This window comes from Actinosynnema sp. NPDC002837 (assembly GCF_040295345.1).
GTDB lineage: Bacteria > Actinomycetota > Actinomycetes > Mycobacteriales > Pseudonocardiaceae > Actinosynnema.
Genome location: NZ_JBEOVG010000023.1, coordinates 1 through 13,096 on the forward strand (window position 1 = coordinate 1; position 13,096 = coordinate 13,096).

12 protein-coding genes and 2 pseudogenes are annotated in these 13,096 nt (G+C 74.2%); 7 read left to right on the forward strand and 7 right to left on the reverse strand.

Features of this window, described 5'->3' with window-relative positions:
* Positions 1-148 (forward strand): annotated as a pseudogene (locus tag ABTZ99_RS18220) (IS30 family transposase); the annotation flags it as partial.
* Positions 149-218: 70 nt separating this feature from the next.
* Here the strand turns inward: ABTZ99_RS18220 and ABTZ99_RS18225 are convergent.
* On the reverse strand, positions 219-632 hold the full coding sequence (locus tag ABTZ99_RS18225; protein ID WP_498775456.1) for a hypothetical protein: 414 nt from the start codon (positions 630-632) through the stop codon (positions 219-221).
* A gap of 231 nt (positions 633-863) precedes the next feature.
* Here ABTZ99_RS18225 and ABTZ99_RS18230 point away from each other — a divergent pair, with 231 nt between their 5' ends.
* Entirely contained in the window at positions 864-1,361 is a 498-nt protein-coding gene (locus ABTZ99_RS18230) for a hypothetical protein (protein ID WP_499612428.1), read from the forward strand.
* A 10-nt stretch (positions 1,362-1,371) separates the two neighbouring features.
* Here ABTZ99_RS18230 and ABTZ99_RS18235 read toward each other — a convergent pair whose 3' ends face one another.
* From ABTZ99_RS18235 to ABTZ99_RS18250, 4 genes and pseudogenes are all read right to left on the reverse strand, one after another.
* The gene (locus ABTZ99_RS18235; RefSeq protein WP_499612430.1) at positions 1,372-2,955 is read right to left on the reverse strand and encodes a lipase family protein; all 1,584 of its coding nucleotides are present in this window, start codon (positions 2,953-2,955) and stop codon (positions 1,372-1,374) included.
* A gap of 207 nt (positions 2,956-3,162) precedes the next feature.
* Entirely contained in the window at positions 3,163-3,567 is a 405-nt protein-coding gene (locus ABTZ99_RS18240; protein ID WP_498775450.1) for an STAS domain-containing protein, read from the reverse strand.
* Positions 3,568-3,791: 224 nt separating this feature from the next.
* Positions 3,792-4,010, reverse strand: coding sequence for a hypothetical protein (locus ABTZ99_RS18245; RefSeq protein WP_498775448.1), 219 nt, complete (start codon positions 4,008-4,010; stop codon positions 3,792-3,794).
* 96 nt (positions 4,011-4,106) lie between these two features.
* A pseudogene (locus tag ABTZ99_RS18250) lies at positions 4,107-4,274 on the reverse strand (winged helix-turn-helix domain-containing protein); the annotation flags it as partial.
* A gap of 92 nt (positions 4,275-4,366) precedes the next feature.
* On the opposite strand from ABTZ99_RS18250, the gene ABTZ99_RS18255 reads away from it, so the two are divergent.
* The 5 genes from ABTZ99_RS18255 to ABTZ99_RS18275 all read left to right on the forward strand — a co-directional run bounded on the left by ABTZ99_RS18255 (position 4,367) and on the right by ABTZ99_RS18275 (position 9,822).
* On the forward strand, positions 4,367-5,554 hold the full coding sequence (locus ABTZ99_RS18255; RefSeq protein WP_498775446.1) for a PucR family transcriptional regulator: 1,188 nt from the start codon (positions 4,367-4,369) through the stop codon (positions 5,552-5,554).
* A 236-nt stretch (positions 5,555-5,790) separates the two neighbouring features.
* On the forward strand, positions 5,791-6,912 hold the full coding sequence (locus tag ABTZ99_RS18260; RefSeq protein WP_499612433.1) for a sensor histidine kinase: 1,122 nt from the start codon (positions 5,791-5,793) through the stop codon (positions 6,910-6,912).
* Entirely contained in the window at positions 6,905-8,014 is a 1,110-nt protein-coding gene (locus ABTZ99_RS18265; protein WP_499612435.1) for a hypothetical protein, read from the forward strand. Before ABTZ99_RS18260 ends, ABTZ99_RS18265 begins: the two co-directional genes overlap by 8 nt.
* Positions 7,996-8,673 (forward strand): response regulator, encoded by a 678-nt coding sequence (locus ABTZ99_RS18270; protein WP_499612437.1) that lies wholly within the window; start codon positions 7,996-7,998, stop codon positions 8,671-8,673. Before ABTZ99_RS18265 ends, ABTZ99_RS18270 begins: the two co-directional genes overlap by 19 nt.
* Positions 8,674-9,180: 507 nt before the next feature.
* Positions 9,181-9,822 (forward strand): hypothetical protein, encoded by a 642-nt coding sequence (locus tag ABTZ99_RS18275; protein ID WP_499612439.1) that lies wholly within the window; start codon positions 9,181-9,183, stop codon positions 9,820-9,822.
* A 7-nt stretch (positions 9,823-9,829) separates the two neighbouring features.
* On the opposite strand, the gene ABTZ99_RS18280 is transcribed toward ABTZ99_RS18275, so the two are convergent.
* Together ABTZ99_RS18280 and ABTZ99_RS18285 are read right to left on the reverse strand one after the other, a co-directional pair.
* Positions 9,830-11,851: an NACHT domain-containing protein gene (locus ABTZ99_RS18280; protein ID WP_499612441.1), complete on the reverse strand. Its 2,022-nt coding sequence runs from the start codon at positions 11,849-11,851 to the stop codon at positions 9,830-9,832.
* 114 nt (positions 11,852-11,965) lie between these two features.
* Positions 11,966-12,976, reverse strand: coding sequence for a methyltransferase (locus ABTZ99_RS18285; RefSeq protein WP_499612443.1), 1,011 nt, complete (start codon positions 12,974-12,976; stop codon positions 11,966-11,968).
* Positions 12,977-13,096 lie beyond the last annotated feature (120 nt).

Below are 13,096 nucleotides of genomic sequence, written 5' to 3' on the forward strand. Positions count from 1 at the left end.
GTACTTCCCCAAGGGGACCGAACTCTCACCGCACGACCGCGAGCACCTGACCGCCGTCGCGGCGGAGCTCAACGGCCGCCCACGCAAAACGCTCGGCTGGGACACCCCAGCCGAGCGCTTCGCTACCCTTCTCGCCACCACCACCTAGCAGCGGTGTTGCGATCACCCCTGGAATTCGCCCGGGAGAGGACGGGGCCGTCGACCCGGCGTGCTGCGGGCTAGGGCTGGTCGGGGCGGTAGCAGTCCTCGAAGCCGTCGGGCTTGGGCTGGTTGCCCGCGAACGCGGTCACGACGTCCTGCTGCTTGAGGTTCTCGGGGTAGCCGGGCCAGTCCGGCTCCTGCCCGTTGACGTGCAGCTCGTCCAGCCAGTAGCCGGACTGCCCGGACACCTTCGCGAACTCCAGGTCGCAGCCCTTGACGCGCACCGTGACCTCGATGGTCTTCTGCGACGACTTGACCGTCCGCTTGCCGATCTTCTTGGACTTCTTCTCGGACTCGCTGCGCGGCTCGCCGACCGAGGTGAAGCCGGCGGCCTTCAGCTCGTCGACGAACTTGTCCTCGTTGCTGGAGCAGCCGACCAGGGAGGCGCTCAAACCCAGCGCCAGCAGCAGGGACGCGACCTTCGTGTTCATGGCGCACAGCAAACCCGGCGCACCGAAACCTCCGCGTCCGCCCCACCCAACCGTTACCGCGCTGTGACGTGGAGGTGGATCACACCAGGAACCGGCCCGAGCGTCCGGTGGACTGCGCGAAACGCACCGTGGTCGCGTCGGGTCGACCGCAACCGCCGGCCTCCTCGGCACGTCCCAGTGACCGTGACAACGCTGCCGCCTGCCGGCCGATCGAACGCCAGAACCCACGACGTGCCGGGCGCGAACCGGGCCACGCGGTCGGGGGTGGTCCTCGTCGCGCTCCTCGCGCTGGTCACGGGGTGCTCGACCAGCGTGACCGGCGCCGGCGCCGGGGCGGTGACCACGACGGTCGGGGCGGGCTCGACCACCGCGTCGACACCGGAGCCGGCCGCCGAACCGACCGCCGAACCGACCGCCGAGCCCAGTCCCGCGTCGCTGCCGACGATCGACGAGGGCGCGCCCGCCCAGTACTGCGACGACCCGTTCCCCGGCGCGCTGGGCAAGCCCATGCTGGCCGTCGTCGTGGAGACACCGTCGGGCCGGCTGACGTGCGACCAGGCCGCCGCGGTGCTGTTCGACTACTACGCCCAGCGCCGCGACCCGACGCCGGGACTCGCGCCGCTGGTGATCGGCTCGATGACGTGCAACCAGGTCCCGGAGCCTGCGCTGCCGCAGGTCGTGTGCGCGGGCGAGGACGACCTCGTCTACTCGATGTGGCCGCAGACGTGACGCCGGGGCCTCAGAACCGCCCGAACAGCCACTGACCGGGCTTGTCCGGCGCCGGGTCCAGGCAGAACTCCCGGGTGGCGCGGATGATCTCGGCCGTCTCGACGGTGCCGCGGTGGTCGGCGTCGAGGCGGTCGAACAGGGACCCGGCGGCGGGGTCGGGCAGGCCGCACCGGGTCATCAGGGTCAGGAACTCGTCGCGCTCCACCACGCCCGAGCCGTTCGCGTCGACCAGCGCCAGCACGGCCGCCGCGAGCGGGCGGAGGGTCCGGTCGAACGCGGTGTGCGCGGCGCGGCCCGCCCAGGCGAGGAACTCGGCCTTGCTCACCCGGCCGTCGTCGTCGGTGTCGGACTCGGCGGCCAGCGCGCGCCACAGGCCCCGGTAGCCGAACCGGACGGCCATCGCGGCGGCCGAGCGGGGCGGGTGGCCGAACGACTGGACCAGGCGCAGCGCGAAGACCTCGTAGTCATCGCGGCGCAGGTAGCCGTCGCCGGTCGCGTCCAGCAGGTCGAAGCGGACGGGCGGCGCGACCGGGGCCCTGCTGTGGCCGGTGACCGCGGCCGCCCAGTCCGTCGCGTCGGGGTGGGCGGCGGTGAGGATCGCGCCGTGGTCGGCCTCCGCGTACGTGGCCAGGTGGACAGTGCTGCCGGCGGTGGTGATGTCCTCGGCGAAGTCGTGGACCACGGCGGGCGGCACGATCTCGTCGAGCCCGGCCGCGGCGAGGAAGACCGGGCGGTCCAGCCGGGTCACCGGGACGCGGCACTCGTCGAGCACCCTGGCCACGTCGACGTGGCGGGTCAGGTCGGTCATGCCGGTCTCGTGGTTGGTGATCGCCCTGGTGGCGCGGAGCATCTCGACCAGGGACACGCGTTCGGCCAGGTCGACCAGCGTGATGCCGCGGTCGGTGAGGAAGTCGTCGGCGAAGCCGGGGTGGCGGGCGCGCAGGCCGGCCAGCACGATCGGCACGAACGCGCACACGGGCCCGGCCGCGTCGCTGGTGCGGGTGGCGATGACGCGGACCAGGTGCACGGGTGGCGCGAGCGCGACCGTGCCGAGGAAGTCCAGCTCCGGCGCGTACCGCGTCGCGACCAGGGCGGTGAACAGCGCGGCGTGCCCGCCCTGCGAGAAGCCCGCGACGAGCCAGCGGCGGGCGAGCGGGTGGTCGAGCCGCCGGGCGGCGCGGACGATGTCGATCACGTCGTCGGCCACCGCCTCGCCGTTGAGGTACGGGTGCGGGCCGGGTGTGGCGAGGCCTTCGTAGTCGGTTGCGGTGACCGCGTAGCCGGCCGCGAGCCAGGCGGCGATGTGCGCGCGTTCCAGCCGGAGCAGGCCGGTGCGCGACGGCGCGGTGCGGTCGGACAGGCCGGTGGTGCCGTGCGCGTAGCTGACCACGGGCCAGCCGCCGGAGGGAGGCGCGCCCTCGGGGACGAACACCGACCCGGTGAGGAGGCGGCCCCGGCCGTCGTGCCCGACGCCTTGGTAGAACACGCGGTACGCGGCCTCGGCGTGCTCCGGGCGGAACCGGCGCGGGAGCGGGTCGGCGCGGATCAGCGCGCCGGGTCGTCTGCCGGGCGCGGTGCCGGTGGGTGCGTTCATGTCATCCGGACGGTAGCGCCTGCCGGCGCACCGATCGGGTGAACTCCTGCTCTGTCGAGCTGTGGGCTGCCCAGTGGTCGGCCGTGGGCCGGCGTCAGGTGGACGTGGTCGCGATTCCCGGCCGGGCGCCGGTGGGCAGTCGGGTGTCGGCCGGTGACCTGATCCGGTGACCGGCACGGGCCGCGCCCGCACCAGCCAGAACGGGGACTACCGGTGCGCCGCCGGTCTCGCCGTCGGCACGTCGGCCCGCAGCGCCGCGAGCGCGTCGGCCAGGGTGGGGTGGATGTCGACCGTCTGGCTCACGAGGGTGATCTCCAACGGGCGCAGTACGGTGCGCCGGTCGGTCGCCAGCACGAGCGGCACGCGCAGGCGTTGGGCGCGCACGACCGCGTCCACGACCAGTTGGATGCCCGCGGAGCCGAAGAAGTCGACCTCGGCGAGGTCGAGGACGAGGCCGGTGGGCCGGCTGTTCAGCTCGTCGGTGATGGCCGCGCGAACCGGCTGTTCGCAGGCCATGTCGATCTCACCGACGATCGCGACCACGGCGATGCCGTCGTGATCGGCTCTGCGGGTGGTCGTCACCGGGATGATCTCGGCGCGGGTATCGGTCACGGGGCACTCCTCGGTTGGTACCAGAACCAACAACCGAGCTTCTGCTCAACCCGAATCGTCGCTCCGCGTTACGCGTGGTGGCGGCTGGACTCCACCCACGATACGACCCCACCCGGACAACCACAACCGCTCACCTGCGCCGACGTGCGCCGCGGTCGGCGCAGGCCCAGGTCACGCGGACCGCCCGGCACGCGAAGGTCATCGCTCGAACCGCGCGGCCGGGGTCAGGTGCGGGTCGAGATCATGGCGTCGATCCGGTACTGGGCCAGGCGGTGCAGCATCTCGGCGAGCGCCTCCGGCTGGATCCGGCCCTCCAGGTCGAGCCGCGCGTCGGTGACGGTCCGGGCCACGACCTCGCGGGACACCCGGCCGCCGAAGTGCGCGGCCAGCGTGACGGTGGTGACGCGGCAGAGCTGGTCCGGCTGGTGGGGGTCGTCGACCACGGGCTGCTCCTGTTCCGTCTCGGGGTTCGTCGCCCATCCTGCGGGAACCGGCTGGTGGATGACCTGACGAGTAGCTGACGAATGGTCACCTCGGGTGTCGGGGCCGAGGCGGTAGCCGGCGCCGCGGACGGTGAGGACGAGGGCGGGGTCGGTCTCCACCCTGCGGCGCGGTCGGCGGACGTGGACGTCGAGCAGCCGGGTGTCGCCGAAGTAGTAGTGGCCCCGGACGCGGTGCAGGAGCTGCTCGCTGGTGACGATCCTGCCGCACGTCGTGGGCGCGTGCGCCGGATCGCAAGTCGAACGCGAGGTCCACCCGTGCCGTCCCCAGGTCGACCGCGGTTGTCAGACTCCTCCGCATGGCACGAACCAGGCGGGCGGCACCCACGCCCGAGCACGGGGGCGACCCGTTGGCCGGGGTGGCGGAGAGGGCCAGCCGTGACGCGCACGGCGTGCCCGCCGACCTCCTCAAGGGGTACCTGGAGGAACTGGACGAGGTCAGCGCGACCAGGCGGCAGCTGCGGCCCGACCAGCTCCAGGTCCGCCGCGACGTCGGCGCCCGGGCGGCGGAGCGCGGCGTCACCCTGCACGGGGTGATCGACCTGCACCTGAGCGCCACCTGGCTGGCGTGGCGGTCGTTGTCCGGTGTGCGGCGGGCGACCGACGCCGACGCCGTCCGCGCGGCGGGCGAGGCGGTGTTCAAGGCCGCCGACGCGGCCGCCACGGCGATCGCGGAGGGCTACGAGGAAGCGCAGCGCTGGTCGGTGCGCCAGGAGGAGTCGTTCCGCCGGGAGTTCGTCGACGACCTGCTCGACGGGCGCAACCTCGGGCAGCTCGCGGAACGGGCGGAGCGGTTCGGGCTCCGGCTGGCCGGCAGCAACGTCGTGGCGGCGGTCCGCTCGGCGCGCCCGGTGGTCGACGGCGGCGAGGTGGCCCGCGCCGTGGAGACGTCGCTCGGACTGCGGCTGGATTCCCGCGGCGTGCTGGTCACCACCAAGGAGGGCCTGCTGGTCTGCGTCGCGCCCGGCACGATGCCCGACGTGCCGGGCGAGTTCGTGCGCCAGGTGGGCGAGGTCCTGGGACCGGACGCCGCCTGGCGGGTCGGCCTCGGCCGCGCCCACTCCGGTCCCGGCGGCGTGCTCCGCTCGTTCGAGCAGGCGACCCACGCCCTGGACATCGCCGAACGGCTGGACCTGCCCGGACACGTGCACAAGGCCGCCGACCTGCTGGTCTACCAGGTGCTGCTGCGCGACAGCGCCGCGTTGGCCGACCTCGTGTCGGTCGTCCTGCAACCCCTGCGCGGCGCGCGGGGCGGGGCCGGGCCGCTGCTGGACACGCTGTCGTCCTACTTCGCCAACGGCCAGGTGACGGCTGCCTGCGCGCGCGAGCTGCACCTCGGCGTCCGCACGGTGACGTACCGCCTCCAGCGCGTCGCGGAGCTCACCGGGTACACCGTGGACGACCCGACCCAGGCGCTGTCGCTCCAGGTCGCGGTGCTCGGCGCGAAGCTGCTCGACTGGCCGACTTCCGACGACCGGGCCCGGTGACGGCCGGGGAGCGGTAGGTCGACGCGGACGCCGCCGATCGGCGGCGGACGACGCGGCCGGGTGGCGGAAGGTCGGGCCGCCGTCTGCCACATGGGGTGCACGGGGTCCGGAGTGGGACGCCCGGTCGCCGTTCAGCGGGCCGAAAGCCCTTACCTGGGTGTCCGATTCGGACCCGGGTGCCGGTAACGTCGCCCCGGCACGAGTACCGGGGGCGAGTGCGAGGCGAGGTGCGGGGCATGGCAGGGCAGGCCGAACTCCTGCTGCGCCGGTTCGGTCGTCGGCACGCGGCGGTGGTGCGGCTGGCGACGGTGCTGCCCATCGGCGCGATCGCGATGCTCCGGGTGACCCCGGAACACCTGCCGGCCACCGCGTCGGCCGTAGGCGTCGCCGTGGTGTGGACCTGCGGGTACGCCTGGTGGCTACAAAGGACCGACGGTGGCCTGCCGGTCGCGGTGGACGTGGTGGTGCTGCTCGGCGTGTGCCTGAGCATCTTCGCGACCGACGCCGTCGAGCGCACCAACGTCGGGTGGATCAGGCTCCTCGTCGCGTTCGCCTGCGTGACCTACCAGTGGCACACGTCGCCGCGCGCGGGAGCCGTCGCGGCGCTGGCGACCGGCGGAGGGCTGGCGGTCGCGGTCACCGCGGCCGGGTCGGCGGACAACGACCTGCTGATCTCGCAGGTGTGGACGCTGGTGGCGGCCGGGCTGTCCCGGGCCGCGTGGCAACTGGTCCGCCGCGCCGCCGAACAAGCCGACCGGGTGGCCGCCGACGCCGCCCGCGCGCGGCGCGACTCGTCGGTGGCGGCGGCCGTGCGGGCGGAAGAACGGGAGTTCGCGGCGGCGCTGCACGACACCGCCGCCGCGACGCTGCTGATGGTCGGCAGCGGGCAGGTGCGCCGGGACAGCGCCTGGCTGGCGCCGCAGGCCCGCCGCGACCTGGACCGGCTGCGCTCCGGCCGCGCCGACACCTCCCGGCACACCGACCTGGTGCGGTTGCTGGCCGTCGAGGTCGAGGCCGTGCACCTGGACGTCGACTTCGACGCGCCCGCCCGGCTGCCGCTGCCCGCCGACGTGGCGACGGTGTTCGCCGACGCGACCCGTGAGGCGCTCAACAACGTCCGCCGGCACTCGGGCACCTCGCATGCCTCCATCCGGCTCGGCGGCGACCGACGGCGGTTGCGCCTCGACATCGCCGACGGCGGAAGGGGTTTCGCGCCCGACGCGGTCCCGGTGACCCGGCGCGGGCTGCGGGAGTCCGTGCACGGCAGGCTGAACCGCATCGGCGGCACGGCCACCGTCCTGTCCACGGTCGGCGCGGGTACCGTCGTCCGGTTGGAGTGGCGTGATAGTGGTGAGTGACCCCGTCGGCGGGCGCACGCGGGCCCGGCTCCTGTTCGGCTTGCGGGTCGCGACCCTGCTCGTGACCGCCGTCGTGGTCGGCGTGCTCGGCCTGGCGAATCTGTTGCGCCGCTGGGAATCCCACGACCTGCCGCTCGTGCAGCTGGCCGCGTTCGCCGCACTGGCCGCGGTGCTCGCGGGCGAAGCGGTGCTGCTCGCCCGGCGACGGCCGTGGGGCAGGCTGCGCCCGCTCGCCGTCGCCGTGGTGCTGGCCGCGTCCGCGCTGGCCGCCGTGACGCTGCCCGAGGAGCGCACCGCGAGCGCCGTCGACTGGGCGTTCGGCGCGGCCAACTGGGTCGGCCTGGTCGTGCTGCTGGACCGTCCGCTCCGGACGGTCGTGGCGTTCCTGGCGGCCCACGAGGTGATCGCCCTGTCGAACATGCTCCTGTTCTCCGACGTGGACAAGGGCGACCTGGCGCGGCTCGCCACGGGCTCGGTCACCGTGATCGGTTTCCCGCTGTGCCTGGCGGTGGTGGCCGCCGTGCTGCACCGGATCGCCGCGGACGCCGAGACCGCCGCCGCCGAGGTCGAACGGGTGCGCACCGCGGAGGCCGTCGCGGCGGAGTCCCACCGGCGCAGGCAGCAGCGGTTCGCCGAGCTGTCCGCCGGCGCGATCCCGCTGCTGGAGGGCCTCGCCGACGGCTCGCTGGACCCCGAGGACCCCGCGGTCCAGCGGCGCGGCGCGATCGAGGCCGCCCGGATGCGGCGGCTCGGCGCGGAGTCGGACGTGGTGACGAACCCGTTGCTGCACGAGCTGCGGCACTGCGCGGACGTGGCCGACCGCAAGGGCGTCGTGGTGGAGCTGGAAGCGCGCGGCCACTGGCCGACACCGCCCGTCGCGGTCCGGCGCGACCTGACCGACGCCGCGCTCACCGCGCTCGCCACGGCCGGCTCGTGGGCCCGCGTCACGGTGGTCGGCGACCAGGGGTTGGTGTCGGTCAACGTGGTCGCGGACAGCGGCGAGGCCGCGCCGGCGAGCCCGGCGACGTCCGACGTGCGGGTCGAGGTGCTCGGCAACGGTGCGACGGTGTGGGTGGAGGCGACGTGGCAGCCGACGGCGTGATCACGGCGGTGATCGTGGACGACCACGCGGCCATCACCGCGGGCGTGCGGTACTGGTGCGAGCAGGCCGTCCCGCCGATCCGCCTGGTCGACGCGGGCACCCGGCTCGCCGAGGTGTGGACCGGTCCGGGCGCCGACGCCGACGTGGTGATCTTCGACCTGGAGCTGGTGCCGGGCCGGCCGGACTTCGCCGAGCTGCGCAGGCTGGTGGACAACGGCCGCCGGGTCGTCGTCTACTCGCAGCACGCGGACACCGCCACTGCGCTCAAGTGCGTCGACCTCGGCGCGTTGGCGTACTTGACCAAGCGGGAAGGGCTGGACCACCTGATCCCGGCGATCAGGGCCACCGCGAACGGCCTCCCGTACACCGCGCCGTCGTTGTCGGGCGCGCTCGTCGCCGACGACGCCCCGGACCGGCCACGCCTGTCACCGCGCGAGGTCGAGGTGCTGCGGGCGTGGTTCACCTCGTCGTCCAAGGACCTCGTCGCCGCCAAGCTCAACATCACCGTGAAGACGGTCGACACGCACATCGCGCGCGTGCGGGTGAAGTACGCGAACGTCGGGCGGGCGGCCCGCACCAAGAGCGAACTGGTGAGCCGGGCGCTCGACGACGGGCTGGTGACGCTCGCGGAGCTCAACCGAACCGTTACCCCGTTGTAGGGCGTTCACCCGACACCGCGGGGTCCGGCGCCCGCGTACGGTCGTGACCCGGAGGTCGCCGGCGGATCTTCGCCTGCGCACCGCGCCTTCTGTGGGGTAGGCGCGGTCCGCGGTCGGGCCGCTGCGCTACCGGGAACATTTCGCCGGGAAAACGCGGGTGGTATTGCAGATGGGATACACGACGGCCTCGGTCGGGGAGGTCGGATGACGAACCCCGGTGCGCCACGGCAATTCCCTCCGGCCGGCCACCACCCGCAGGCGCCGCAGCAGGGGCAGTTCCCGCAACCCGGACCGCCTCCGCCGCAGTGGGGACCGGGGATGCCGGGGGGACCTGGGATGCCGGGCGGGCAGTGGGGGCCCGGGGGACCTGGCGGGCCGGGGATGCCTGGCGGGCCGGGAATGCCGGGGGGACCGGGCGGGCCGGGGATGCCTGGCGGGCCGGGAATGCCGGGGGGACCGGGCGGGCCGGGGATGCCTGGTTGGCCGGGGGGACCGGGCGGGCCGGGGATGCCGGGCGGACCGCCGGCGCGGCGCGGCGGGAAGGGGCCGCTGATCGCGGTGCTGGTCATCCTCCTCGTGCTGGGCCTGGGCGTCGGCGGGTACTTCGTGTACGTCCGGCTCGACGGCGACACCGAGGCGAAGCCGGTCGTGGACACGTCCGAGGACCTGGAGAAGGCCCCGATCGGCTGCGCGATGCTCGACGAGGCGGAGGTGGCCCCGCACATCCCCGGCCGCATGGACTACAGCGCGGGCGGCGTCAACCCGGGCGCGGGGCCGGAGCACGACCAGGGTCAGTGCGGCTGGAACAACCAGGGCAGGCTCGCCAAGGACAACGTCCGCGGCGCCTTCGTGATCGTGACCAGCTACGTCTACCACGCCAACCACCAGCTGTCCGGCGTGGACAAGGCGAAGGAGCACATGGAGGACCGGGTCCGCAACGGCGTCGCGGTGCACGTGGAAGGCGCCGACGAGGCCGAGCTCGTGGCCCAGGAGAAGGTCAAGTGGTCGGCGGAGATCATCGTCCGCTACCGCAACGTCGTCTACTCCGTCGCGTACTCCAACCAGACCGAAGGGGCGAACGTGAAGGCCGGCGCGACCACCCTGGCCGCCACCGCGATCGGCAAGGTGGTGAAGGCCGAGGAGGACTGACCGGGCCTCAGCCGGACGCGGCCAGGTGGTGCCGCAGGCGGGCGTGCCGGAACTGGTAGACGGCGCCGGTCTGCCGCAGCACGCCACGTCGGTGCGCGTCGTCGAGGAACCGCATCAACCGCCACGGCAACCGCCCGCGCAACGCCCACCAGGCCAGCGAGGCCGCGTACAGCACCGAGGCGTTGTTGACCACGCAGCCGAGGCCGGTGCCGAGGCCGAAGCTCAACGCCACGGCGACCACCGGGGCGCCGACGGACTTGCCCAGCACGACGACGGCGAACACCAGGGGCAGCTGGAACGCCACGGCCCAGGCGAGCAGCCACACGGCGGTCGACGCGACGTCACCCCGCAGGGACCTGCCCGGTCGGGGCACGCTGAACCGGTCCGGCGGGGCGGTCAGCCAGGCGCCGAGGCCCAGGGCCACGGCCGTCATCACGCCGAGCGCGAGGGGCCCCGTCCACAGGTCGCGGACGTCGCGGACCCCGTACACGGCCGCCGCAGGGAGCATGGCGGCGGTCGTGACCACCAGGCCGAGCGCCATCCTGGACGCGACGGCCTTGCCACGCCCGTGCAGGCGCAGGCCCGTCCGGTGCGGTGGGCGGTCCACCGACAGGGCGACGGCGACCAGGAGCGCGAGCCCCACCCCGGCCGTCGCGGTCGTGCCGGGGGAGCTGGGGTGCTTGTAGTTGATGAAGAAGACCGCCGCGCCGAGCACCACGGGTGCGAGGAGCAGGTGACGCCACGGCGCCCGCCGCCGCACCGTGCCGATCAGCCAGGTGAACGAGACGCCCAGCGCGAAGCCGACCGCGACGGGGGAGGTCTCGCCGGTCGTCGCCCAGAACAGCGCGCCGGTGACGACGGCCGCCAGCACGAGGCGCGGCCGGGGCAGGCGCCACCAGGCGATGTCGCCGGCCGCGTTCGCGGCGGCGTGGCGGGCCAGGAAGCCGAGCCAGCGGCGTGCCCGGTCGGCGGGGTAGTGCGCGGTGGGCGACGGCAGGGGCGCGAGCTTCGGCGGCGGTGTCGGCGGGTCGCCGTAGAGGGCGGTCACCAGCGAGTCGAGCAGGTGCCGTTCCAGGGCGGTGTGGTCGGCGAACCGCCGCCGGTCGACCAGTTCCGCGGGGTCGCGGTCGGGGCGGCCGTAGACGGCGCGCGCGAGGTTGATCGTCAACGGCGTGGACAGCGACCGCGCGAGCACCGGGTCCCGGTTCGCGCGCAGGTGGTCGAGCACCGGGGTCCAGCGGCGGACGACCTGCGGCAACGAGGCCGAGAGGAACTCGATCGCGTCGTCGGTGGCGACCGGTTCGAGCTCGACCACCGTCGCGGCGGGCAGCCCCACGCCGCCGGTGCGCACCGCGGCCTCGTACTCGTCACCGCGGCAGGTCAGGACCAGCGGCCGGCCGGGGCCGAACGCGTGGCGCACGCCCTCCAGCGCCGGCGCGAGCAGGTCCGGCGGCAGCTCGTCCAGCCCGTCGAGCAGGGGCAGCAGGCGCTGCTCGACCACCAGGCGGCGGGCCGCGTGACGCCCGTAGGCGCCGCGGTCGCGCAACGCCGGGTAGTCGGTCTCCAGCCGCCGGATGATCCAGTCCTCGAGGTGCTCGTTGTGCGGGTTCCACGAGGAGGGGGACAGCAGCACCGGCACGGGCTCGCCGGGCGCGCGGCGTTCGAGCAGGTCCAGGGCGAGCAGCAGCGTGGTCGCGGACTTGCCCGCGCCCGGCGCGCCGAGGACCACCAGCTGCCGGTCGGGGAGCGCGGTGAACAGCCGGGCCAGGTCGTCCAGGTCGCCGCCGGCGGTCGCCGGCGCGTCCGGGTAGGCGACCTGCCTGCGGGTGGGCGCCCAGCGCAGGCGCAACGGCTCCGGTCGGCGCAGCGAGCGGACCGCTGCTTCGGCTTCCCACTGCCGGCGCACCACGGCCGCCAGGAGGTCTGCGGCGTCGTCCAGGACGGGCCGCGCCCGGTGGGTGATCAGGTCGCCGTTGATCACACCGGCTTGGACGACGGTGTCCGCCTGCCCGCCGAATCCGTTGTGCACGACCCGTGGCCCGAATCGATCACGCCGAGGAACACCCATGTCGCCCCCTTGCCGCCCACCCCCTGTTCGGACGGTACCGGGACGATCACGAACTGTTAACAGCACGGCGTGAGTTCACACTGACGGGGCTTCGAGCCGGAATTCGAGCAGGCACCGGTGATCGGTCAGGTCGGTCACGGTGTCGAGGACCAGGCCGTGCGCCGAGCCGAGCGCGCGGAACTCGTCGAGCCGCCGCTCGCGCCCGCCGAAGATCACCAGCATGTCCAGGTCGCTCGCGCTGCTCGCCCGCAGCCCGCCGACCCCTTCGACGACCAGCACGCGTCCGCCGGGGCGGGCGGCCTCGACGCACCGGCCCAGGATCCGGTCGGCGTGCTCGTCGTCCCAGTTGTGCAGGACGTCGAAGAGCACGTAGGCGTCCGCGCCTGCCGGGAGCGGGTCGAAGAAGCTGCCGGCCGTCACCTCGGCCCGCGCGTCGAGACCGTGGGCGTCGAACGTGCGGCGGGCCCGCGCGGCGGTCGGCGCGAGGTCGACCAGGTGGCCGCGCATCCCGGCGTGGGCGAGGAGGATCGCGGCGAGCAGGCCGCCCTCGCCGCCGCCGACGTCCACCACGGTGGCGAACCGGGACCAGTCGACACCGGCGACGATGCGGGGGATCTGGGCGCGGAACCGGTGCGTCATCTGGCGGTCGAACGTCGCGCGCAGGTGCGGGTGCTCGTCCAGGTCGCGGTAGAAGTCCTGCCCGTACCGGCGCGGGTAGGCCGCCCGGCCGGTGCGGACGCTGTGCGCGAGCTCGACGAACGCCAGTTCGGCCCGCCCTCCCGCGCTGTCCAGGTTCAGGAGGTCGGCGAGGCCGTTGCCGGCGTCGGCGCGCAGGTTCGCGCCGTACGCCGTCGTCCGGTAGCCGGTGGGGGTGCGTTCGACCACCCCGAGGGTCGCGAGGTGGGCGAGCAGGAGTTCGAGGGCGACCGGGTCGACGTCGAGCTCGACCGCGAGTCCGCCGGCCGGGGAACCGTCGCCGAGCAACCGGTCCGGCAACCCGAGGGTCACCGCGACCCGCAGCGCCATCGGGGTGGCCAGCCCGGCCAGATCGCGGATCGCATTCACGTCGTTGTCGTGTTGTCCCACGAAAATCCACCCTCTCAGGACTGTCAAAGGAAAACCTTCTCCCCGACTTGCCGGAACGGCAAGATTTCGTGCCCGTCCGGGATCTCGCTGACGACACTGGCCGCACCACCGGCACGATCA

What these genes read in the sequence shown, in the direction of transcription:
- ABTZ99_RS18225 (WP_498775456.1), bottom strand. Translation starts at nt 632, where the DNA reads ATGAACACGAAGGTCGCGTCCCTGCTGCTGGCGCTGGGTTTGAGCGCC.
- ABTZ99_RS18275 (WP_499612439.1), top strand. Translation starts at nt 9,181, where the DNA reads ATGCCGGGCGGACCGCCGGCGCGGCGCGGCGGGAAGGGGCCGCTGATC.
- ABTZ99_RS18235 (WP_499612430.1), bottom strand. Translation starts at nt 2,955, where the DNA reads ATGAACGCACCCACCGGCACCGCGCCCGGCAGACGACCCGGCGCGCTG.
- ABTZ99_RS18255 (WP_498775446.1), top strand. Translation starts at nt 4,367, where the DNA reads ATGGCACGAACCAGGCGGGCGGCACCCACGCCCGAGCACGGGGGCGAC.
- ABTZ99_RS18260 (WP_499612433.1), top strand. Translation starts at nt 5,791, where the DNA reads ATGGCAGGGCAGGCCGAACTCCTGCTGCGCCGGTTCGGTCGTCGGCAC.